General features: G+C 46.0%; 22 protein-coding genes. 2 read left to right on the top strand and 20 right to left on the bottom strand.

What is annotated here, in order from left to right; genetic code table 11:
- Window positions 1-358: 358 nt before the first annotated feature.
- From OM978_RS13230 to OM978_RS13155, 16 genes are all read right to left on the bottom strand, one after another.
- Window positions 359-748, bottom strand: coding sequence for a hypothetical protein (locus OM978_RS13230; RefSeq protein WP_264342663.1), 390 nt, complete (start codon window positions 746-748; stop codon window positions 359-361).
- Window positions 749-829: 81 nt separating this feature from the next.
- Complete coding sequence (locus OM978_RS13225; protein ID WP_264342662.1) at window positions 830-1159, bottom strand: hypothetical protein; 330 nt, start codon at window positions 1157-1159, stop codon at window positions 830-832.
- A 127-nt stretch (window positions 1160-1286) separates the two neighbouring features.
- Window positions 1287-1643: a hypothetical protein gene (locus OM978_RS13220; protein ID WP_264342661.1), complete on the bottom strand. Its 357-nt coding sequence runs from the start codon at window positions 1641-1643 to the stop codon at window positions 1287-1289.
- A 585-nt stretch (window positions 1644-2228) separates the two neighbouring features.
- Complete coding sequence (locus OM978_RS13215; protein WP_264342660.1) at window positions 2229-2633, bottom strand: hypothetical protein; 405 nt, start codon at window positions 2631-2633, stop codon at window positions 2229-2231.
- Window positions 2634-3050: 417 nt separating this feature from the next.
- Complete coding sequence (locus tag OM978_RS13210; protein WP_264342659.1) at window positions 3051-5000, bottom strand: DUF5060 domain-containing protein; 1950 nt, start codon at window positions 4998-5000, stop codon at window positions 3051-3053.
- A 16-nt stretch (window positions 5001-5016) separates the two neighbouring features.
- Window positions 5017-6201, bottom strand: coding sequence for a hypothetical protein (locus OM978_RS13205; protein WP_264342658.1), 1185 nt, complete (start codon window positions 6199-6201; stop codon window positions 5017-5019).
- A gap of 159 nt (window positions 6202-6360) precedes the next feature.
- Window positions 6361-7320 carry an alpha/beta hydrolase gene (locus OM978_RS13200; protein WP_264342657.1) on the bottom strand — a complete coding sequence of 320 codons (960 nt, stop codon included), beginning with the start codon at window positions 7318-7320 and terminating at the stop codon, window positions 6361-6363.
- A 46-nt stretch (window positions 7321-7366) separates the two neighbouring features.
- On the bottom strand, window positions 7367-8491 hold the full coding sequence (locus tag OM978_RS13195) for a glycoside hydrolase family 43 protein (protein WP_264342656.1): 1125 nt from the start codon (window positions 8489-8491) through the stop codon (window positions 7367-7369).
- A 241-nt stretch (window positions 8492-8732) separates the two neighbouring features.
- Window positions 8733-10574, bottom strand: a complete 1842-nt coding sequence (locus tag OM978_RS13190) for a DUF885 domain-containing protein (RefSeq protein ID WP_264342655.1) — start codon at window positions 10572-10574, stop codon at window positions 8733-8735.
- A gap of 25 nt (window positions 10575-10599) precedes the next feature.
- Window positions 10600-11763: a radical SAM family heme chaperone HemW gene (gene hemW / locus OM978_RS13185; RefSeq protein ID WP_264342654.1), complete on the bottom strand. Its 1164-nt coding sequence runs from the start codon at window positions 11761-11763 to the stop codon at window positions 10600-10602.
- Complete coding sequence (gene rdgB, locus OM978_RS13180; protein WP_264342653.1) at window positions 11763-12377, bottom strand: RdgB/HAM1 family non-canonical purine NTP pyrophosphatase; 615 nt, start codon at window positions 12375-12377, stop codon at window positions 11763-11765. Before rdgB ends, hemW begins: the two co-directional genes overlap by 1 nt.
- 54 nt (window positions 12378-12431) lie before the next feature.
- Window positions 12432-12857, bottom strand: coding sequence for a DUF4426 domain-containing protein (locus tag OM978_RS13175; protein ID WP_264342652.1), 426 nt, complete (start codon window positions 12855-12857; stop codon window positions 12432-12434).
- On the bottom strand, window positions 12857-13147 hold the full coding sequence (locus OM978_RS13170; RefSeq protein WP_233009822.1) for a DUF167 family protein: 291 nt from the start codon (window positions 13145-13147) through the stop codon (window positions 12857-12859). The genes OM978_RS13175 and OM978_RS13170 overlap by 1 nt, the downstream gene beginning before the upstream one ends.
- Window positions 13148-13690, bottom strand: coding sequence for a YggT family protein (locus tag OM978_RS13165; RefSeq protein WP_264342651.1), 543 nt, complete (start codon window positions 13688-13690; stop codon window positions 13148-13150).
- Window positions 13691-13699: 9 nt separating this feature from the next.
- On the bottom strand, window positions 13700-14515 hold the full coding sequence (gene proC, locus OM978_RS13160) for a pyrroline-5-carboxylate reductase (RefSeq protein ID WP_264342650.1): 816 nt from the start codon (window positions 14513-14515) through the stop codon (window positions 13700-13702).
- A 45-nt stretch (window positions 14516-14560) separates the two neighbouring features.
- Window positions 14561-15250, bottom strand: coding sequence for a YggS family pyridoxal phosphate-dependent enzyme (locus OM978_RS13155; RefSeq protein WP_264342649.1), 690 nt, complete (start codon window positions 15248-15250; stop codon window positions 14561-14563).
- A gap of 42 nt (window positions 15251-15292) precedes the next feature.
- On the opposite strand from OM978_RS13155, the gene OM978_RS13150 reads away from it, so the two are divergent.
- Together OM978_RS13150 and OM978_RS13145 are read left to right on the top strand one after the other, a co-directional pair.
- The gene (locus OM978_RS13150; RefSeq protein ID WP_264342648.1) at window positions 15293-16357 is read left to right on the top strand and encodes a type IV pilus twitching motility protein PilT; all 1065 of its coding nucleotides are present in this window, start codon (window positions 15293-15295) and stop codon (window positions 16355-16357) included.
- Window positions 16358-16362: 5 nt separating this feature from the next.
- Window positions 16363-17481: a PilT/PilU family type 4a pilus ATPase gene (locus tag OM978_RS13145; protein WP_264342647.1), complete on the top strand. Its 1119-nt coding sequence runs from the start codon at window positions 16363-16365 to the stop codon at window positions 17479-17481.
- 53 nt (window positions 17482-17534) lie between these two features.
- Here OM978_RS13145 and OM978_RS13140 read toward each other — a convergent pair whose 3' ends face one another.
- From OM978_RS13140 to OM978_RS13125, 4 genes are all read right to left on the bottom strand, one after another.
- Window positions 17535-18440, bottom strand: a complete 906-nt coding sequence (locus tag OM978_RS13140; protein ID WP_264346946.1) for an FRG domain-containing protein — start codon at window positions 18438-18440, stop codon at window positions 17535-17537.
- Window positions 18441-18472: 32 nt separating this feature from the next.
- Entirely contained in the window at window positions 18473-18970 is a 498-nt protein-coding gene (locus OM978_RS13135) for a hypothetical protein (protein WP_264342646.1), read from the bottom strand.
- Window positions 18967-19263, bottom strand: coding sequence for a nucleotidyltransferase domain-containing protein (locus OM978_RS13130; protein ID WP_264342645.1), 297 nt, complete (start codon window positions 19261-19263; stop codon window positions 18967-18969). Before OM978_RS13130 ends, OM978_RS13135 begins: the two co-directional genes overlap by 4 nt.
- Before the next feature lie 114 nt (window positions 19264-19377).
- Window positions 19378-21753 (bottom strand): EAL domain-containing protein, encoded by a 2376-nt coding sequence (locus tag OM978_RS13125; RefSeq protein ID WP_264342644.1) that lies wholly within the window; start codon window positions 21751-21753, stop codon window positions 19378-19380.
- Between the last annotated feature and the right edge of the window lies 1 nt (window position 21754).

The raw sequence follows: 21754 nt of genomic DNA, 5'->3' as shown, positions 1-21754 counted from the left end.
CAACAAAAAAAACGTCGCCGTGCCAGGCCTTGTTATAAGCCCAATGCTGAGTGTTTAAATAATGCACTACAACAACCCAACTACTTTTGTAACTGCTACTAATCCCAGCATTATGACAATTATCTTTGGAAAATAAGGATGTTTTGCTTTCATCCATGTTAAGGCTGGCGATTTTTTGGAAGTTGCAAGAATACCGCCAAAGTGCAACGCGCCTACTATGCAAATAATGATTACTAAAATGCTGTTTGCTGGTTCAGAGATCAATGTAGCTCGTTAGGCTTATAATGCTTTGCTAATTGGCTGCCGCAGCGCAGCGTAGGCCACGTTTTTTGTGGCCGGAACGAAATTAAGCAACTTGTTATGTGGCAGTTGCATTTTTTATACCCCACTTTATCCCGGCTAAAGTCCCAGCAATAGCTGAGGCGATGGACAAAGGCAGATCTACGAACCATGTTGGTGGGATATACAGTTCTTGCATTAGCAATGAAAGGATTAAAGTGCCTAATAAAAAGCCAAACAAAAATACACTGGCAGCATAGCTCCATGCTCTAGTTACGTCTCGTTTCGCCATGAGCGCATACATGACTACTGCTAACATAGATGGCGGTAGTAATTGAGATATAAAATACTCGCCAAACGAAAGAGCCGCTAAATTGTCGACGCCGATTACCATACTCGTAAATGTACTTAATGCTGTAAGTGCTACTAATATGACGAAAGTGTATTTGACGATTCTTGAGGTTTTCAATTTATCTCCACGCCACATAACGCCCAAAGCAGCGGCGCGCGTTAGCGCGTCCAGCCCGCAGGGCGATGCTGCCTTTGCTTGTTATGTGTTTAACCATGTTTCGTACTCATTTAAGTCGGCACTTACCAGCTTTTCTTTTTTTGCACCAGTTGCAGACCAATGCTTACTTTGCCGAGGATACTCTGCCCATGACAAAACATCACGAAAGTCACCTTTCGCAGCACTAGTAAACTCATGCAATTTTTCAATACTTGGGCCAGCCATCTTGAGTATCGCCAAACGGACACGAATAGGTTCTTGTTCGTAGGTTTCTTTTCCGTACTCAGCCAAAACCTCTGTAGCTTTCTCCCTTTCACTTTGCTCAGGAAAAATCTTTTCAAGCTTACTTTGTAATTTAGCTTCAATTTCCATTCGATGCTCTATGACACATAACGCCGCACTTAGGGGCACAAACATGCAGGCTACAATACAGAGCGAAGCGAAGGGAGCCTGCATATTTGTGTCCCAACGAGCGCCAGCGAGTGACTACAGTGGTTTGTTATGTGCCATTTATGCCGATCGCCCCAAGAACGAAAAAAACAAAAACAACTAATGAAATAAACACCCACAATTTTAACCAACGCAGAGACCAAACTGAAAAAGTGTGCTTCCCTGTTTTAGTGTTTTGGTTAATGAACCAGTTTTTCTTTTGCGGTTTTTCTTTTACTTCACTTAAAGTTGCAAGCAATAACGCTGTATAGCTAAAGCAAGCGAACCATGACTCAAACTTTGAAGTATCAAATTCGACGATATGAACGCCCGCTAATGCAGCTAATAGAACTAGAAATATCGGAAACGCTGCACTTTTAATGATCAAGTGCCAACTATCTGCGTTCGGTTTAATAGCTACCTCCATGGCACATAACACTTTGCTAATTGGCTGCCGTAGCGAAGCGTAGGCAGTCCAGTTCCGGCCACGCTATTTGTGGCCGGAACAAAATTAAGCAACTTGTTATGCAATACGCTAGTTATCAATAGCATATGAATAAGTACTGTAAATGGGGAAAACAAATCCTAAAAACCAAAACGTCGTTTCCTTGAATTTGCAAGACCCAATACCGCCATCACTGTATACGAAAAATGGGAATACTACCGACGACCTATAATCCGTAATTTTTGGATACTTCAGAGCATCCAAATCACCGAACATACTCCTTATGGATTCATAGGATGATGAGGGCGATATGCCGCTGCAAGTGGAGTAGGAAATTCTATGAGCCATTTCAACCTGCGGCCTGCCGATTGACCACGTCAGAAAGCAAGACAGCACAAAAAGGCTAAACAATTTTATATATCTGTTTTTTACTTTAGAAAATTTCACCGATTCACTTCTTTTGCATAACGCATTACTAATGGGCTGCCGCAGCGCACCGTAGGCAGTCCCGTGGAGGCAATGCTTTTCGTGGCCGGAACGAAATTAAGTAACTTGTTAGGGTCTTTCTTAATTTGTACCATTTTCTAGCCCTAAGTTTTCTTTAACTCTGTCGTTTAGTTTTGCATACTCTTGAAACAGCTTTGCGAAAGGTGCTTCATCACCCGCAAAGTAGCCTATCTGAGCAATATTAACCGAGTCGTTGCTCTGGGTTACATATCTGGTCACCCAAGCAGGATGCGCAGGATGATTTTTTGTGGTGAAAGCAAAATTTGCACGCAATTCATCATTTGAGAAAACGACTAAATTCTGATCTTCATAAGTTCTTTTTGTTTCGCCAAAATCATTGCTTACTTTATTAAAGTATTCTTGCCATTGCTCAACAGTTATCTTCGCTCGGGGGAATGGCTTTATTTCAACAGCATTAATGCCGAATGAAATTAATAAAAAGGCCAGAAATATACACTTATTCATATGATTACCTAACATTTGTATATTGTGCCAGCACGCTTTCTCTGGTTATACCAGATGACCCGCCAGCTTTAACGTATTGATAAAAACTGATTAATTACAATCAACCACTGATCACTGCAACCAAAAGCGTGCTGGCACATTATTACTTTTATCTGGCCTGTTATTTTTAGTCTGGTCCGCTCTAAGTATCTAAATTAGAGTGTTTTTCCTTCTTCAGCAACAGATAAATGTGCCTGTTGGTTTGTCCAAAGCGTGCCTGTTTTCTGGTAAAAGCAAATAACACTGTATATTCGTCCAGATGTACAAGCACTGTCGGCTTCATAAAGTGATGATACAGGTAGACAAAAGCAACGGAGGCAAAGCTGACATCGCTTTAGCTTTGCTTTTCCCGCTGAATCAAATCAATAACAACAGCCCTTATTGATCTAACAGTATTTTTGCAGCCCAATCGCGGCTGGCGATTTGTTTATCTTGCGGAAAGGCCGGTATGGATAAGGTGCCTTCACTATTCGCAGTCATCGAAACCCTTTGTTGCCATTGACCATTGATTGGATCGAACCATTTCAAGGTATAGGTTTTACCTGGCACGAAGCCTTTTAAGCTTGGCAGGGCTGCCCTATTTTCAAAATAAAGCAGCGCGAGATCTTTTTCCGTTGTGCGCATCATATAGGACCAACCATCGAGCCCATCCTCTGGGCTGCCCGGTGCTTTACGTGGAAAAATCTCGTCAGAGGCTAATAATAAATCCTGATAGCGGCGGCCTTCCGACAGCATAAAGGCCTGCAGATGCTGCATATAGCTGGCGGATTTGTAATTTAATGCATCCCAGATATGCGGCCTGGCATCTGCGGGTTCACCGGTAGAGGTGAGGTCATAGGCTGCAGTGCCGTGCACATGGCCAGACAAGCCGCCCGAAAGCACTGAGCCATACATTTGTGCGCGCGCAAAATAATTATCCCGTGCAGAATTTGCCGGCGGTTCTTCACCTGCGGGTTTGTTAATCTCGTGAAGCCAGCCGGTATAATAGGGTTCGAAATTAATAGTCGGATAGGCTGGCGTTAGTTTAAATTGCGTTTCCAATGCGGAACTTACGCGATGATCGCGTGGTTTGTTACCTACGCTGTGCATGGTCAGCCAGGGCACTTGTTCAGCATGACCAAAGGCTTCATACGTAGAGCGATCAATAAGCACAGTCACAGGTTGGTTAAAGGGCGGTGGGCCATATTTTTTCAAGTGATAGGTCAGGGCTTCATTAAATTGTGCGGCGCTCAGGCTGAACTCTTTTGGGATCCAATCTAAATGAATACCGCTAAATACGATATTGTTGGCACCATAACGCGCAATTAAATACTGCGTGTAACGGGCAAAAGTTTCATTGAAATTAAAATAGGCATGCCATGAAGGGCCTACGTCACGCCGCACAGTTTCCAGCAGCGGCACAAAGCCTTGTTGCGACAAATAATTCATTTTGCGATCGAGACTTTTGAAATAATCCGGGTTGATGCGGGTAAAATCTGACACACCTTTATGCTCTGCAGACAGAGCAAAGGGCAGGTGGCCGTATTCATCGCGCATACTTTTTGCGGTAAATGAACCCCAATAACTGACGCCACCCGAAGCATCTGTACCTTTTCCGCTTGCCACGTCGTAACCGAATTTTTCCCAGGCATTTCGCAAGTAAATGCCATTTTTATCAGCGTGGGTGCTGGGGTTTAAATCTGCATCCCAATTGGGAAAAGCGGCAATCATACTGACGGAGTTAAAACCCTGTTTCTTACGAAAAGCCACTGCATCTTCAAAACCAATACCTGGGCCTGGTTGGTAATCATCTGAGGTGGGCGCATTTCGAAACGGCAAGCGCCAGGTTGTGCCAGCCAGCCAGGTGTCACCGACCATAAAAAAGGGCGTACCATCGGCATATTCAAGGGCGTGACCATTTTGCGAGACACGGACAAAACCTTGCCGGTTAGGGTTCTGTTTTTTTTCAGCAGCAGGCCATTCAATGGCGGTGAAGGAACCTGAGTGGCCATTCAAACCCGCGTCATCAGCGTGGTTCGACGCACTATGCCATGTCCATTCGCCTGGCGTGGTGGCCACCACGCGCACCACAAAACGATTCTCGCCATCCCAGAAACCATAGACGCGTTTATCAAAGCCTGGTCCCTTCAACTGCACCCAGATATCGACGTCGGTGTAATAATTTGGGTAAGACTTTTCTGCAAGCAGCACAATTTCCTGCATCTGCCAGGTGTGGATTTGATTGGGTGCCGCTGTGTTAGCTGATGGCGTTGTACAGCCTGCAAGCGCTATTACAGCGCAGAGGGCCAGCAGTTTCAGTATGGCTAGCAGTTTAAAAAAATGGTTCATGGGGGGCCTCAGCTCTTTATTGCGCGCTGCTACTGAAATGCAATGTAGGGGCTTGATTGCCATCGCCGTGCTCTGAGTCGTAGAACGACACTTCAAGCGCTCCTAGTGGCTGCAGCAAGAGTCCGCGTGTGGTGCCATCGAGCAGGCGTTGCAATACGGGGCGCGGGATAGTCACCAGGGTTTTCCCCTGAGCTTGAGCAACCTCTGTATCAAAAATCATTTGGCCGTTTATGGTCGATTGCAGATCTTTGCCCTGAGTAAAACTGTTGAAGGTGACAGTATTTTGTTGCCAGTTTTCATCGCCGCCGAAAACTTCAAACACCCTTACTTTATCGAACTCAATACCAAAATCTTCACCCAAAGCGCCTCTATAGTCGCCCCCTTTTTGCAGCGACTGGGTGGTTAGCTCCAAGACGCCAGCGCCATTGGCTTTTTGGCCGCGAAGGCTTTGTAAGTCCCAGCGCAGCAGTGGGTATTGCCCTGCGCTCACTGTTAAAACGCGTGTATTGTCGGATGTCCACTTATTGAAATTCACTAAAGGGAATGCGGAGTTAATAGTTGCATCGTGCTTTACCTTCAGATGCTGTGTGAAGCTTTTAAGTGCAGGGATAGGAGGATGATAAACAAGAGGCTCGCCTAGATCCGGTTTTGCATTCTTCACTGGAACCACTTCAGCGCGAAAATAATCTACATCTAAGTGATATTCGCCTGGCCCCCAATCTGTGACTCCAAGTTGTATATTCACTTGATCACCAGCGACTGCATCCAGGTTGCGCGTCGTCATACTGATCACTTGCCAGTCCGCAGTCTGGCCCAGATCATATTCACGTAAATGCTCGTGATAATCCGTGGTGCGCTGTGTGTTGATCATAAAGTTGACCCGCCGCGGTGAATGGCTGGGGCGTACGCGAGCTTCCACGCGTAATTCGTAGTTTGGGCTTTTCAGCTTTTCCATATCCAGGGACTGGGCAATATCGCGTTTGATAATGGTCCAATAGATATTGTGTTGATCCTGAGTTGCATCGACCTGCATACGAGCAAAACCATCCATGGGTATAAATTTTAACTGCGCCTCGCCATCTCCGGTCGAGGTTTGCCAGCCTGCTACTGATTTAGTATTAAAGTCGTCCACAAAATCGGCGTGAGAAAAAGGGGTGAAAATAAATAGCCCGCCTAAAAGTATGGTTTTTATAGTTCTCATTATGAATGTCTCTTGATTGCTTGCTTTACATCGGCCCCATGTGATGCGGATTTATTGAGGAGCCCGGCAGATCATCTGAAAACGGGCGCCGACAAGGGACGCCCCTACAGTAACGATTTCGTGAATGCACAGGAGGCGGCCAGATTAGCCGCCTGGCTTTTAGGCTTTAGGTTTCATCATGTCGTGCATCTTTAACCAGCTACTGAAGGCACTAAACCAGCCAGTACTAGTGGTGTCTTTCGGATACATACCAAAGCCGTGACCCCCTTGCTCGTAAAAGTGAAACTCGACCGGCTTCTTGGCTAGCTGCCAGCTTTTAATCAGGCCAAAGTCACCATTAGCGAAAAAAGGATCATCTGCGGCAAGGGCAACAAAGAGTGGTGGCGCATCGGCTGGAACTGCCACTTCAGCCAAAGGGCCGTAGATATTGGCGATAAAAGCAGGTTTAGTGTCTTTACCTACCAGTGTCGTTGCCATAGTCAGCATAGCGCCGGCGGAAAAACCTATCATGCCAATACGGTCCGGATCGATTTTCCATTCGGTGGCGCGTTTGCGGATCAGGGCAAAGGCCGCGCTTGAATCTTCTAGTTGTGGTGCCAGACGTTTCACCATTTCGGCCGGATCAGGGCGGGGCGGGCGGCGGGCAGTACCGGAAAACATCTGCACCATTTCTTGCTCAAAGGCTGCCATATCGGCCGGTGTTTGATTTAATCTGTATTTCAGCACAAAAGCTGCAACACCTTGCTTCGCCAGAGCTTTGGCGACATCCCAGCCTTCGTTGTCCATGGATAAAGTGCGAAAACCACCACCAGGTGCCACAATCACAGCTGCGCCGCTGGCTATTTTTGCATCGGGCAGAAATGGGGTCAGGGTGGCTACTGTGACGTTACGCGCAAATCTGCTGCCATACTGCGAATGCCAGGATTCTTGTGCCTTGGCATCAGGCAGTGGACCTGTACCAAGCTCTATCGCATTGCTCTGATCGGGCGATGTGATGGGAGTCATGACGTCGTTTGATTGAGCAACCGCCTGCGCTGTGAACAAACAAGCTGCCAGCAGAAAGCCTTGTCGAAACTTATTCAAGCCTGACGAGCTGCGATTTATAGTTGAATCTTTCATCTCATTCCTTTCCTTTTTTATCTTCTGAATAAACAGATGGTTCGGGCTATTTCTTTGAGGTTCTCACTATAGGTTTAATAGTGCCGTCTTTATTGAAATACACTCGGTCGAGGCTGACTGATCGCCGGTAATTGCCTCCTCCCGGCAGGTCAGCGCTGTGATAAGCGAGATAGGTGTTGCCTTTAAAATCAAACATAGCCGGGTGGATAGTGGTGGTGTTAGGCAGAGGTTCCATAATGATGCCCTGGTATTTCCATGGGCCTGAGGCGGATGAGCTGGTGGCATAGGCTAAGCTTTCCGGAAAACCCGCCGCATAAACCAAATAATAGATACCGTTATGTTTTGAAAGATAAGGGCCTTCTTCGAAATTCGGTAAGGTATCGACAGCATGAATTTTGACCTTGCTGGTATCGCGGTTTTGCATCTTGCCTTCTGCATCCAGGCTGTAGCTTTCGCCTTTCAGATGGACTAAATCGGCTTCAAGCTCAACCCACCATAACTGCTGGTTACCCCAATACAGGTAGGCTTTGCCGTCATCATCAATAAATACGGCCGGGTCTATATTGCGCCAGGTGTGATCTTTATCCTTTGCTGTATCTTCCAGCAAAATCATCGGCATACCGCGTGCGTCTTTAAAAGGGCCTTCAGGGTTATCCGATACCGCCACGCCAATAGAAAAGCCAAATTTCCCTTCGGTTTGTCCGCCTTCTACTGCGGCATAAAAATAGTATTTAGACTTACCCGAAGCATCTTTACGGTGGATCACGTGATGAGCGTAAGCGTTGCCGGTTTTTTGATCTCCTCTGGCCCACGGAAAGTCTGAGTAGCGAAATACAGCACCTTTGTTTTGCCAGTTGACTAAGTCTTTACTGGTCCAAAGCCTGTAGTCGTACATGCGATAATCTTTGCCATCCGGTACCGCCTCATCGTGGGTGCTATACAGATACAAAGTGTCATCAAGTACCAAAGCGGCCGGGTCTGCTGTGTAGATCAAGTCGCCCACTTCATTGGTTGGGTTTTTGGTATCGTATTTAATAATAGGGTTGTCGAAGCTTGAAGGTGCTGTCTCTGCCTGTGCCGTGCCGCAGGCCAGGATCCCTGAAAAAGATAAAGCCAGACACAGCTGCGCTAAGGGTTTTCTATTTGTACTGAAGGTTTTAACGGTAAACATTGAAGCGTATCCTTAAGCCACAATAATGGGATAAGGCACAGTGTGTAGAAATTTTCGGCATAACGGAACGGCTATCCTGTTACGAATCCGTTTAATAGCTTTACCTTATTTGATCCATAGCTGAGCTTAAGAAACAGTCACTTTTAGCGTTTCAGGGAGAATTTCAGCAGATGGCCTTCAGCATAAAAAAGGCGCCCACCAGGGGCGCCTTAGAAAGACAAAACATTAGCAAAATGTCCGTTTAAGCCTTGGCTTTTGCCGACTGAATATATTGATCCACTAACTGCTCCAGCACATCCAATGGCACAGCGCCGTTTTTCAGTACTACGTCGTGGAATTGGCGGATGTCGAACTTGTCGCCCAGCGCTGTTTTGGCTTTTTCGCGCAGTTCCAGCATTTTCAACATACCAACAGTGTAAGCCGTGGCTTGTCCAGGCATGACGATGTAACGTTCAATGGCGTTGACCGCTTCGCCTTTGGAGTTTGGCGTATTGTCGACCAGGTATTGAATCGCTTGCTCGCGAGACCATTTTTTATCATGTAAACCGGTGTCGACCACTAAACGACAAGCGCGCCACAGTTCCATGGCTAAACGGCCGAAGTCGGAGTAGGGATCCTGATACATGCCAATCTCTTTTGGCAGGAATTCAGTGTATAAACCCCAACCTTCGATATAAGCGGTGTAACCACCAAACTTGCGGAACTTAGGCACATTGTCCAGCTCCTGCGCTATGGCAATTTGCATATGGTGGCCTGGAATACCTTCATGATAAGCCAAAGCTTCCATCTGATACTTCGGCATACCACTCATGCGGTACAGATTGGCGTAATAAATACCAGGGCGGCTGCCGTCCATGGATGGTTGTTCGTAAAAGGCTTTACCAGCGGATTGCTCACGGAACGGCTCTACCGCTTTGACCACCATATCGGCCTTAGGCTTGACGATAAACAGCTCGTCCAGACGCGATTTCATCGTATCGATAATACGGGTAGCTTCGGCTAAATAAGCGGCCTTGCCTTCTGCTGTATCTGGATAATAAAACTGTGGATCGTCACGCATAAAGGCAAAAAACTGTTGTAAATCACCTTTAAAGCCGACTTTTTTCATGATGGTTTTCATTTCATCATGAATACGCGCCACTTCAGATAAACCCAACTGGTGAATTTTTTCAGCGCTGTAGTCGGTTGTGGTAATACGGGCTAAGCGGGTGGCATAAAACTCAGCGCCATCTTTAAAGCGCCATACCCCATCTTCAGTACCAGCTTTTTCTTCCAGTGTGGTAAGCAGACTGATCAGGTTTTCATACGCTGGTTTTACACTACCGACTAATGCCAGCTCAGCTTCTTTGATCAGCAAATCTTTTTCAGCTTGTTCCAGCTTTAATTCCTGCACTTTGCCACGGAAATCTGCCAGTAAGGTGCTGTCATTACCACCGTCAAAAGGTGCGCCGCTGATAATGTTTCGGCTGGCTCCTATCACATGAGCAAAGACGAATTTCGGTGGTAACACACCTGCATCAGCACGGGCTTGCAGCAGTTGCTCTAACTGTTTGAAGTAGGTAGTTACGCCTTTTAAACGGCCAATATAGGCTTTGGCATCACTTTCATTGCTAATGCTGTGCTGGTTAATCAGCAGCGATGGCACATTGGAATGAGTGCCATACATTTGGTTGACAGGGTAGCTGTACAAGTCCCACTTGGCGTCGTCCAACTCTTCCTGCAAGGCTGCGGTGAGTAATTTCACACTCAACTGACGGCCGCTGTCGAGGCTTTGCATATTCAGCGCCTGTACTAAAGCCAGTTGCTGTTTGGTTTGCTCCAGCTCTTTATCACGATGTGCCTGAGATAAATCGTCCCATTGGTCGTAATTGGTTTTTAAACCTAAACCCGTTTGGGTTTCCGGGCTGTTATCCACTGATTGCTGGAAAATACTTTCAAACAGAGCGTCTGCTTTTTGGTTTTCAGTCAGAACCACAGTGGCTTCAATGATTTTGCTTTGATCGATAGGGGTAGGGGCCGGTTTACAGCCTGCTACTGTTGCTAAGCTTACCGCCAGCGCCAGTGCTGAGTAACGTAAATACATAAATAGACCTTTGTTTTATGAATGGTTAGTCGATAAATAGTGCTAGCAAATCGTTCAGATACCTGGCGCCTTTTGGGCTGATTTGCCAGTGTGTTTCTGTGCTGTTAATTAACCCCAGTTGTTTTGCTTTGGCAAGCGCATCTTCCACAGATGTGATGGGCAAGCCGGTATAAGCGCTGAAATCCTGTTTAGGACAAGCTTCGAGTAAACGAAAGCGGTTCATAAAAAACTCAAAGGCACGATCATCAGGCTGCACTTCAGTGCTTTCATCCAGATAACCTTTGCTGATATCCATATAGCCTTTGGGGTGTTTGATTTTGACCGGCCGGATAATTTTACCTGTCTCTGGCACTGTGATTTTGCCATGAGCACCACAGCCAATACCTAAGTAGTCGCCATAACGCCAGTAGTTCAGGTTATGTCTGCATTGCAGACCAGGCTGGCTATAGGCTGAGATTTCGTACTGAGTGTAGCCATGCTGTTGTAACAGCTGATGGCCTTGCTCCTGAATATCCCATAAGGCTTCATCTTCCGGCAACACAGGAGGGCGAGACGCGAAGGCGGTATTAGGTTCAATGGTCAACTGATACCAGGATAAATGCGGCGGTTTTAAATCAATAGCTTGCTGTAAATCTGCCAAAGCTCCTGTGACATCCTGATTGGGCAGGCCGTGCATTAAATCCAGGTTAAAGCTTTTAAGCGGCAAAGTAGCGGCCAGCTGTGCTGCTTTTATCGCTTCATCACAATCATGAATACGGCCTAAGGCTTTGAGTTGTTCTGTCTGAAAACTTTGCACACCAATAGAAAAACGTGTGACACCTGCTGCCACATAAGCGGTAAAACGTGCTGCTTCCACTGTGCCAGGGTTGGCTTCCATGGTGATTTCGCAATCTCTTGTCAGCTGAAGCTCCGTACGCACGCCATCTAAAATGGCCTGAATACCCTCACCGGTAAAAGTGCTGGGCGTACCGCCGCCAATAAAAATCGAGCTGATTTCACGACCCTGTACGTAACCCAGGTCCTGACGTAAATCAGCCAATAAATGGCTGATATATTCCTGCTCCGGAATGCCTTGTTTGACTGCATGCGAGTTAAAGTCGCAATAAGGGCATTTTTGAATACACCAGGGAATATGAATATAAAGTGCCAGCGGCGGCAATTGCAGCTGTATGGTCGATGCAAGGTTCATCAGCCTTGTTCGCCTTTTAGTTGTTCACCTTTTAATAAAGACACCAATAAGCGCAAGGCTTTGCCTCTGTGGCTCAGCTGCTTTTTCTGCTCTGAGGTTAATTCAGCTGCACTACCGTTCGAATCATCAGGCAAAAATATCGGGTCATAGCCAAAACCACCTGAACCTGCAGCGTCAAAAGCAATCTGGCCATGCCAGATACCATGAGCTATCACAGGAACCGGGTCGTTCGCATGACGGACAAAAGCCAATACACAGTGAAACTGTGCTGCACGCACGCCTTGTGGTACATCTTTTAAATCCACCAGCAACTGCTGCAGGTTTTTTAAATCATTGCCGTGCTCACCGGCATAACGGGCTGAATAAATACCAGGCGCGCCACCTAAAGCATCCACAGCTAAACCTGAATCGTCTGCAACAGCGGGTAAGCCGGTTAAACGGCTGGCATGGCGGGCTTTAATCAGCGCGTTTTCAATAAAACTTAAGCCATCTTCAATAGCGTCCGGCACCTGAAAATCGGACTGCGGCAACACTTGCCAGTCAAAAGGTGCGAGAAGGGCAGATAACTCGGCCAATTTGCCTTTATTGCCAGTGGCTAAAACAAGTTTATGCATAAGAGAAACCTTTGAAACAAAAAGGCTCAGGGATACTGAGCCGTAAAAAGAGGATTATTCTGTATAGAAGACCTGAGAAAACTCCAACTTCTGGTTTTCTGTACCTTGCCAGATATCCAGTTTAAAGTTTAGGTGTTTTTGGTCGTGCACCGGCACCTGTGCCAGATAATAAATGGCGTCACCTTCTTTCACTTCACGAAAGGTCAGCTCAATCTGCTTTTGAGTTAGATCTGTAGCTGTGCCGGAAATCCGCACTTGTTGTGCTTTTTGGTCCTTGCTATTCAGAACCGAGATATTCAGCACTGCTTCGTATTTACTGCGTTGCAACTGGTAACTTTGCGCTACTTTGGCATCCAGCATGGTGCTGTCAAAGGCGATGTAATGCACATCCCATGGCCCCAGCACTTTTTTTTGTTCAGCCTGAACCGGGTTTATAAACAGGGTCAGAATCAGGCTTGCTGCCAACAGATAGTATTTCATCAGGACTCCAGATAAGGTTGTAAGGCATCGGGAACAGAGCAGGGAGCGACAATGCGCCATTTTTTCTGCCGGCTCAGTTCGCCTTTTTCCAGCAGTACCTGACGTTTAGGAACGTCAAAACACAATGCCAGAAACTGCTGTAAATGCGCATTGGCTTTGCCATCAACAGGAGGTGCTTTAATCGCTACCTTGATGGCATCGCCATGCAGGCCTAAAAACTGATCACGACTGGCGCCTGGCTGCACATGCAATTGAAGCAGGACATCGCCATTGGCCAGTCGGGTTAACATTTAGAAACCACGTAACATATTACTCAATAAAATCTGGATAAACTGGATACCTAAAAGCACCACCAGTAAAGACAAATCCAAACCACCCATCACAGGGATCACTCTGCGTACCGGACGTAATAAAGGTTCGGTCAATTGGTGCATCACCAGTTCTACCGGATTACGGCCCTGACTGAACCAGCTCAGTAAAGCGCGTATCACTAAAATCCAGAATGCCAGTTGCAGCGCTTCGGTGATCAGCAATACCAATGCACTTAACGGCAGATAGATATAAAGCACCTGACCTAATTGCAGCAATTGCACTATCACCACATGCAGTACACAAATAGCAAAAGCGAAGATCCAACTGGCTGTGTCGATCGGGCCCATGCTTGGCAGAAAACGGCGCAGCGGAACAATGGCCGGATTAGTCGCCTTCACCACAAACTGACTGAACGGATTGTAAAAATCAGCTTTGGCGCTTTGCAGCCAGATGCGTAATAACACCACCATCAAATAAAGTTTAATTAGGCTGCTTAACAGAAAAAAGAATGCTTCGGTCATTATGAGTCCTTAAAGAGTTTTTGCCATTTCTTCAGCACGGCGTATCGCTGCATACATGGCGTCTTTGACCATGCTTTCAAGATTATGTTGTCTAAAAGTTTCAATAGCTTCGTGAGTGGTGCCACCTTTGGACGTCACCTGAGCACGCAAAGCTTCAAAAGATAGCTCTGACTGATTAGCCATGGTCGCTGCACCTAAAGCTGTTTGGACCACCATAGCTTTGGCCTGCGTTTCATCAAAGCCCAGTTCTTGCGCTACTTGTTGCATGGCCTGCATAAAATAGAAAAAATAGGCCGGTGCACTGCCAGTGATGGCAATAATGGCGTTGATATCCTGCTCTTTTTCCAGCCAGACAGTTTTGCCTGTGCCTGCAAACAACTTTTCAGTAAAAGATTGCTCGTACACAGAGCAGCGGCTTGGAAACAAACCTGTGACGCCTAAACCCACCAAAGCCGGGGTATTAGGCATAGCGCGGATAATACGTACCTGGCCCAATAACTGTTCAAAACGCTCGACAGAAATACCAGCTGCGACTGAAATAAACAGTTTTTCCTGACATTCTGGCGCTTGCTCTATCAGTTGCTGACAGACTTCAGCCATCATCTGTGGTTTCACCGCCAGTACTATGACATCAGATTTAGTCACAGCTTCGATATTGTCTGTGGTGGTTTCAATCTTATACTGGCTTTTCAAGACCTTTAATTTTTCGGCATTACGATTGGCGGCAATAATGTTTTCAGCCGGATAACCCTGCTTAATCATACCGCCAATAATGCACTGCGCCATATTGCCAGCGCCGATAAATGCGACTGTGTTGTCATTCATGCGAAATGATTTCCCTGAATAAATGCGACCGTACTGTCAATATTTTCATTCATGCGAATTTGTTTCCCTGGCTCCGAAAATGGCCGTGCCTAATCTTATCATAGTAGAACCAAAGCGCAGAGCGTCTTGCCAGTCATCTGACATGCCCATGGAAAGTTCTTTTGCATCAGGATGTTGTTGTTGCAATTGCAGTGACAGCTTTTGCATTTGCGCAAAAGCTTCAGCGCCTTTGCCTGGCTCTGGAATAGCCATTAAGCCTTTGAGTGTAAGTTGTGGCAATTTGGCGACTTGAGTTGCTAAATTCATTAAATCAGCAGGGTTTATGCCTGATTTGGACTCTTCGCCGCTGATATTGACCTGCAGCAGCACCTGCAGTGGTGTTTTATCCGAAGGGCGCTGTGCTGATAAACGTTCAGCAATTTTTAAACGGTCAATGCTGTGAACCCAGTCGGCATAAAGCGCTATGTCTTTGGTTTTATTCGACTGAATAGGGCCAATAAAATGCCACTCTATGCCGTCAAGCTGATGCAGTTCTGTTGCTTTACTGACCAGTTCCTGCACATAGTTCTCACCAAAAGCGCGTTGACCTGCCTGATAGGCTGTTGCGACAGAGGCTGCAGGTTTGGTTTTACTCACCGCAATAAGGCGACTTTGTTGGTTTAATTGCTGTTTTGTCTGAAATTCTGTGATGGCGTTGTAGGCTGATTTCAACGCTTCTGCTATGTTGTTTGTCATATCAACTCTGTTTGTAGCCCTTGCTTTGGAGTGCTTTCCACCATGGATATTACCGAATTACTCGCCTTTAGTGTGCAACATAAAGCCTCGGATCTGCATTTATCGGCCGGTGTACCGCCACTTATCCGGGTGGATGGGGATGTGCGACGTTTAAATATTCCGGCTTTAGACCATAAAGCAGTGCACTCTTTGGTGTACGACATTATGAATGACCGTCAGCGTAAAGAATACGAAGAAAAGCTCGAATCCGATTTTTCTTTTGAAGTGCCGGGTTTAGCGCGTTTTCGTGTCAATGCGTTTGTGCAAAACCGCGGTGCTGCTGCTGTATTTCGTACCATTCCAAGTGATGTATTAAGTCTTGAAGATTTAAATGCACCTGAAGTATTTCGAAGTATTTCTGACAATCCTCGTGGCCTGGTGCTGGTGACTGGTCCTACAGGCTCAGGTAAATCTACTACTTTGGCGGCGATGATTGACTACATCAACACCACCAAAAACCATCATATTCTGACGATAGAAGACCCTATTGAATTTGTGCACCAGAATAAGCTGAGTTTAATTAACCAGCGTGAAGTGCACCGTGATACTCATAGTTTCAGCAATGCCTTGCGCTCAGCCTTGCGTGAAGACCCTGATGTAATTTTGGTGGGCGAGTTGCGGGATTTAGAAACTATTCGTCTGGCAATGACAGCAGCTGAAACGGGTCATTTGGTGTTTGGCACTTTGCACACCACCTCGGCACCAAAAACCATAGACAGGATTATTGACGTATTCCCGGGTGAAGAAAAAGCCATGGTGCGTTCTATGTTGTCTGAGTCGCTCAGAGCTGTTATTTCACAAACGTTGTTGAAGAAAAATGGCGGTGGCAGGGTAGCAGCACATGAAATTATGCTGGGGGTTCCGGCCATTCGAAACTTAATTCGTGAAGATAAAATTGCCCAGATGTATTCGGTGATCCAAACCGGTGCCTCTCATGGTATGCAAACTATGGATCAATGCCTGATTAATCTTGTAAACCGAGGAACCATTAATCAAAAAGATGCGTTGGCTAAAGCCCAGGATAAAAACTCCTTTAACAGCATGGGCTCTATGGGCCGGATGGGGTAGTTGCTATGACTTTGGTTGATTATTTACACAAAATGGTGGCTGCTGGTGCTTCGGATTTATTTATTACGGCTGGCCTTGCGGCATCCGCCAAAATTAACGGCGAGATGCAGCCGATAGCCGAACAAGTGCTGGACTCTGAGCAATCACTGGCGTTGGTGTTATCTGCTATGACGCCAAAACAACAAGCCCAGTTTCAGCAGGATAAAGAATGTAACTTCGCTATTGCCAATGACGCCGGGCGTTTTCGGGTATCAGCCTTCTGGCAGCGGGATCAGGCTGGCATGGTGGTGCGCCGTATCGTTACTACTATTCCAAAAGCAGACGATTTAGGCCTGCCGCCCGTATTAAAAGACATCATTATGTCTAAACGGGGGCTGGTGTTATTTGTGGGCGGCACAGGCGCGGGTAAATCTACCTCGCTTGCGGCATTACTTGGCTATCGCAACCAAAATGCCCGTGGTCATATTTTAACTATCGAAGATCCGATTGAATTTGTGCACGATCACCAAAAAAGCCTGGTGACTCAGCGTGAAGTGGGGATAGATACCGAATCCTTTGAAGCGGCGCTGAAAAGCTCGTTACGTCAGGCACCTGATGTGATTTTAATAGGCGAAATCCGCAGCCAGGACACCATGGAATATGCTCTGTCTTTTGCTGAAACCGGTCACTTATGTATAGCTACATTACATGCCAACAATGCCAACCAGGCCATTGATCGTATTATGCATTTGGTGCCAAAAGAAAAACACGGCAAGCTGTTGTTTGATTTATCACTAAATTTACGTGCCATAGTTGCTCAACAACTGGTACCAACTACAGATGGTAAAAAGCGGGTGGCTGCTATTGAAGTACTGTTAAATTCACCACTAATTGCCGACCTGATTAAACGTGGCGAGATAGGTGAAATTAAAGCTGTGATGGGCAAATCCCGCGAGCTGGGTATGCAAACCTTTGATCAGGCGTTGTACGAATTATACAAAGCTGCTCAAATCAGCTACGCCGACGCGCTGCATTATGCCGACTCACCAAACGATTTACGCTTGATGATGAAACTGCAGGAAGGCACAACAGGCTCAGGTTTATTGTCTGGTGTGACAGTGGCGGGTTTAACGGATAATGATTAATGGGGTTGAATGACTAAACTGGCAGGTTTGTACCTGCCGGTTTTCGGCGTTTTTCAACCGGCTCTTGGGGCTCGCGCCATTTTTTGCTCTTTTGAGACGAATGTCTCTTCAGTAAAACCAAAGTCGCTTTTTAAGTACTGTGCAACCTTATCGGTTTCAGGGAAAAGTTTTGCTCCTGATATTCCAAAAGTGCTCAATTGATTTAATAAATCTGATTTTTTCGAATTTCTCACTATCAAAGGTTGGCCGTTTGGATAAAACTGCCATTCTGATGGTATGTCCGCAAGCTCATTTTTGAGTTTTTTCATCCCAAAAAGGAAAAACGAACCGTCTTGCCGGATGACCCTTGGGTTGTCCATCTTTGGTTTAACGCACAAAACCTGCTTCAGATCTTTAGGGTTAATCTGTTGCAGAAAAGAAGGTTTCTCTTGTCTTATGGTCTGAAGCAATTTACCTGCATGTGGATTTCTGGGATTATGAAAACTCGTAGGCGATGATGAATATTGATCTTCAATCTCAAAATTCTTGTCTAGCCATGAAAGATTCGCGATCAGGCTTACAGTGTCACTGTCATAGTATTTGATTTCTTTTTTGGGGATTTTAAAACAGAGAATCTCACCATCAGCGCTCCCACCTAAACATGCGAAATAAAGCGCAATCAAAGGGTTTTCAGTCACATCGAGCAGTCGGGTTGGTAAATCATAGTGTTGCATCTTCACCAATTTTTCAAAACTACTGGGCATGCCAGCGAAATCTTGAGGGCAGCGCATAAGCATTTCACGCACTATTCGGTGTTCATTTGATATCCACTTTTGATCCCTGTAAATGGACGGTTTTAAAGGCCAGGTTTCGTCGCTGTGGCCCCTGAAAAAATAAGTGAAATCCTGTGATTTAGCTGAAAGGTTGCTAAGCGAACTCAGAAGAGTACTGATGCTGTCTATAATGCATTTGTCTTCCATCAATTTATTGCCCCAACTTAACTTTAAACTATTTATTTCTTATCCTGAGTAAAAGCAAGTCCCCGAGATTCCACAGCTTCAATTAATTGCTGAGCAAAGGTTTGAAGTAGCGGAATATATTGATGCGCTGTATTAAACGAAGTGGCCAGCAGTTCCGGATCTTCAATGTATTCATGTACCATTTTATTACGAAGTTGACGGGCAGCAATCCAGTCGGTGGATGAATTGAGCCAACCAAATTGCTCGGCTTTATGCAAGTTGTCGAGGACTGGTCCTTTTTTTTCACCTAAAGCAATTAATACCGCAGGTAACAACTTGTCACCTACATTGTCCTGCAAGCGGCCAAAACGACTTGCAAAGGCGTCCAGTTGTTCCGCAAGACTAATGTTTTGTTCCAGATCAGCTAACTGCTGTATTGTTAGTGGAGTAATGAAAAGGCGGGCATCGGTTTGCAGCAAATGCTGTTGTTCTTTTTTAATCACGCGGATTAAAAACGCCAACCGCAGTTGCTCATCCTGATTTAACGTCATAACAAAATTCCCTGTTCGGCAATCTGATGAATTGGCTGGATTGCAAGATTTGGAGCTTTAAGTAGAACATCTATTTTTTGGTCGCCCAGAGTCATAATGATCTCCGCCTCTATGCGTGCTGCTGTCATGGCCGGATTATCAATGGCAAACAAACTTTGCACCAAAAGGTCAATATCGCCTCCTGATTTTGTATCGTCGGTTCGGGAGCCAAATAAACTGACTGTTGCATCAGGCCCAAGGACTTTTTTTACGCAAGCCTTGATGCTTTTTATTTCATAGGGAGTCAGTCGCACACTAAAAGTCCGATTAATGCATTGATTAATAGAGAGTATAGCGCTCTGTGCTTAGCAGGACTAGCCTTGCCTTGTGTTACTTAGGTTTGTTTGAGTCTTGGCCAATCGAAAAATTTAACTCAGTGGCCCTGGTCTGCCAAACAAATAGCCCTGTGCTTTGTCACAACCTATCTCTTTTAAAATCTGATATTGCGCCGGGGTTTCTACCCCTTCGGCGATAATGGTCAGCTCTAAGGCTTTGCCTAAAGCGCAGATGGCGCGGACAATCTCCGTGCTGCTGCGATCGTGTTCCAGACTGGCAACAAAGGCTCTGTCAATTTTTAAGCAATCAATAGGCAATTCACGCAGACGACTCAAGGATGAATAGCCTGTGCCAAAATCGTCCACTGAGATACGGGCACCCAAAGCACGTAATTGCTCCAGCGTGCAGAGCATACTTTGGCTCTGACTCAGGGCTGTTTCGGTAATTTCAAAATAAATCAAAGACAAAGATATGCTGAACCGGGTTGCCAACAGTCTGATTTTCTCTGCCAGCAGTTGATCTTCTAACTGCCGTACCGACAGATTGATAGAAACAGTAATATCCATACCATAACGCTGTATTAGCCCTGCGATGTCTTTAAACACTTGCTGCAGCACCCAATCGCCAACTTCGTTAATCAAGCTGCTTTGTTCAGCCACTTTTATAAAACGGTCCGGTGGGATGAAACCCATAGTGGGATGAGCCCAGCGGATCAGTGCTTCAAAACCTCTCAGCTCTTCATCCCGGATACGCACTATCGGCTGGTAATACATTAATAACTCGCTGGTTTTATACAGGGCTGTTTTCAAATCTTTTTCAATTTGAACCCTAAGTTTGGTTTTTTCCGCCATCAAAGGGTTAAAAAAAGTGAATCTGTTTCTGCCGTCGTCTTTGGCTGCAAACATAGCCAAATCAGCGCATTTCAGCAGTTCTTCATAGCTGGTCGCGTCGTCCGGATAGCAGGCAATACCTATGCTGGCAGAGACATTCACTATATTGTCCTGCAATGAAATATCCTGAGCTAAGGTATGCAATATTTTGTCAGCGATACGCAGGCAATCGGATGGATGATGAATATCGGGTACCACCAGTACAAACTCATCACCTCCTACACGAGTGGCCACATCTCCGGCCCGGGTGAGCTGGCAAATACGTTTGGCGACTTCTTGCAGTAATAAATCACCAGCATGATGACCCAAGGTGTCGTTCACCAGCTTAAAACCATCTAAATCCAAATACAAAATACCTAACATGCTTTGGTTTCTGTTGGCCCTGACCAGTTCTGTTTTCAACATTTTCTCAAGCTTGACGCGATTGCCAAGCCCGGTTAAATGATCGCTAAATGCTAGTGTGGCCAGATTTTCCTCGGCACGGCGCAGCGCAGAGATATCAGAGAACATCACTACATAATGGCTTATAGCGCCTTTGGTCATTGGTGAACGCACTTTACACAGGTGCTGCCAGGCGGGAAAATGTGAGCCATCTTTGCGCTTGCACTCCACTTCTCCGCTCCAGTGACTGGAACTCAATTCCTGTAATCGGATAGAAACAGGAGATGTCAGTTGCTGAGGGTATAAAAAATCATCCGGTTGCAGACCTTGCACTTCGGTTTCACGGTAACCTGTCACCAGACTAAAAGCCGGGTTTACCGATAGCACTCTACCTGCTTCGTCCAAGACTAAAATGGCTTCTGATGTGGTTTTAAAAACAGTACTGGCCTGACGGAGTTGCAGTTCTTCTTTTTGTTTGTGAGTCACATCTCGCAGTATTCCGCTGATCAGGTGTTGATTCTGCGAGGTCTGAAAATGCCCAAACAATTCTATGTAGCGCTGCGGCTTGCTCTGAGCTGACATAAATACTGCATTAAAGTCCCGTTTGCGGGCAAAAAGCCGCGACAAGCGTTGATGTTCATCACCAGCTAGCATAGCTTTTAACTGTAAAAAACCTCCTGATTGTGGGGCATAGGCCTGTTGCTCGTCGTAAAAGTTGCGGTCTATTTCTAATTGGTCTGTGGATAAATCCAGTTGCCAGTGACTCATTTTTGCTGCACTCAATGTCAGTTGCAGCCGCTGCTCTGAGCGACGGACTTTCAATTCAGCCTGATGTCTGATCAGCGCCATGCGAATGCTAGCCTCCAGTTCACGGCGGTCAAAAGGTTTGATCAGATAACCGTGTGGAAAAGACTTTTCGGCCTGCTCCAGTACATTTTCATCACAGAAAGCGGTCAGAAAAATAACCGGCACATCCATTTGTTTTTTTAACTGTTCAGCGGCTTCAGTACCTCGCATTTTATCTGCCAGTTGAATATCCATCAGCACCAGATCCGGCGGATATTCCATAGCTCTTGCCACCACATCTTCACCTCGTGCTACTGTGCCAGTCACTCTGTGCCCCAAGTCTTCCAGAGTACTTTTTAAGTCCAGGGAAACGACATACTCGTCCTCAACAATCAGAATATTACTCTGCATA

Source organism: Rheinheimera sp. MM224, from assembly GCF_947090785.1.
Classification (GTDB): domain Bacteria; phylum Pseudomonadota; class Gammaproteobacteria; order Enterobacterales; family Alteromonadaceae; genus Pararheinheimera.
The sequence above is the reverse complement of the archived record's forward strand: the minus strand, read 5'-3'. Positions and strand labels throughout refer to the sequence as shown.

What these genes read in the sequence shown, in the direction of transcription:
- OM978_RS13225 (WP_264342662.1), bottom strand. Translation starts at nt 1,159, where the DNA reads ATGGAAATTGAAGCTAAATTACAAAGTAAGCTTGAAAAGATTTTTCCT.
- OM978_RS13220 (WP_264342661.1), bottom strand. Translation starts at nt 1,643, where the DNA reads ATGGAGGTAGCTATTAAACCGAACGCAGATAGTTGGCACTTGATCATT.
- OM978_RS13215 (WP_264342660.1), bottom strand. Translation starts at nt 2,633, where the DNA reads ATGAATAAGTGTATATTTCTGGCCTTTTTATTAATTTCATTCGGCATT.
- OM978_RS13210 (WP_264342659.1), bottom strand. Translation starts at nt 5,000, where the DNA reads ATGAACCATTTTTTTAAACTGCTAGCCATACTGAAACTGCTGGCCCTC.
- OM978_RS13205 (WP_264342658.1), bottom strand. Translation starts at nt 6,201, where the DNA reads ATGAGAACTATAAAAACCATACTTTTAGGCGGGCTATTTATTTTCACC.
- OM978_RS13200 (WP_264342657.1), bottom strand. Translation starts at nt 7,320, where the DNA reads ATGAAAGATTCAACTATAAATCGCAGCTCGTCAGGCTTGAATAAGTTT.
- OM978_RS13195 (WP_264342656.1), bottom strand. Translation starts at nt 8,491, where the DNA reads ATGTTTACCGTTAAAACCTTCAGTACAAATAGAAAACCCTTAGCGCAG.
- OM978_RS13190 (WP_264342655.1), bottom strand. Translation starts at nt 10,574, where the DNA reads ATGTATTTACGTTACTCAGCACTGGCGCTGGCGGTAAGCTTAGCAACA.
- hemW (WP_264342654.1), bottom strand. Translation starts at nt 11,763, where the DNA reads ATGAACCTTGCATCGACCATACAGCTGCAATTGCCGCCGCTGGCACTT.
- rdgB (WP_264342653.1), bottom strand. Translation starts at nt 12,377, where the DNA reads ATGCATAAACTTGTTTTAGCCACTGGCAATAAAGGCAAATTGGCCGAG.
- OM978_RS13175 (WP_264342652.1), bottom strand. Translation starts at nt 12,857, where the DNA reads ATGAAATACTATCTGTTGGCAGCAAGCCTGATTCTGACCCTGTTTATA.
- OM978_RS13170 (WP_233009822.1), bottom strand. Translation starts at nt 13,147, where the DNA reads ATGTTAACCCGACTGGCCAATGGCGATGTCCTGCTTCAATTGCATGTG.
- OM978_RS13165 (WP_264342651.1), bottom strand. Translation starts at nt 13,690, where the DNA reads ATGACCGAAGCATTCTTTTTTCTGTTAAGCAGCCTAATTAAACTTTAT.
- proC (WP_264342650.1), bottom strand. Translation starts at nt 14,515, where the DNA reads ATGAATGACAACACAGTCGCATTTATCGGCGCTGGCAATATGGCGCAG.
- OM978_RS13155 (WP_264342649.1), bottom strand. Translation starts at nt 15,250, where the DNA reads ATGACAAACAACATAGCAGAAGCGTTGAAATCAGCCTACAACGCCATC.
- OM978_RS13150 (WP_264342648.1), top strand. Translation starts at nt 15,293, where the DNA reads ATGGATATTACCGAATTACTCGCCTTTAGTGTGCAACATAAAGCCTCG.
- OM978_RS13145 (WP_264342647.1), top strand. Translation starts at nt 16,363, where the DNA reads ATGACTTTGGTTGATTATTTACACAAAATGGTGGCTGCTGGTGCTTCG.
- OM978_RS13140 (WP_264346946.1), bottom strand. Translation starts at nt 18,440, where the DNA reads ATGGAAGACAAATGCATTATAGACAGCATCAGTACTCTTCTGAGTTCG.
- OM978_RS13135 (WP_264342646.1), bottom strand. Translation starts at nt 18,970, where the DNA reads ATGACGTTAAATCAGGATGAGCAACTGCGGTTGGCGTTTTTAATCCGC.
- OM978_RS13125 (WP_264342644.1), bottom strand. Translation starts at nt 21,753, where the DNA reads ATGCAGAGTAATATTCTGATTGTTGAGGACGAGTATGTCGTTTCCCTG.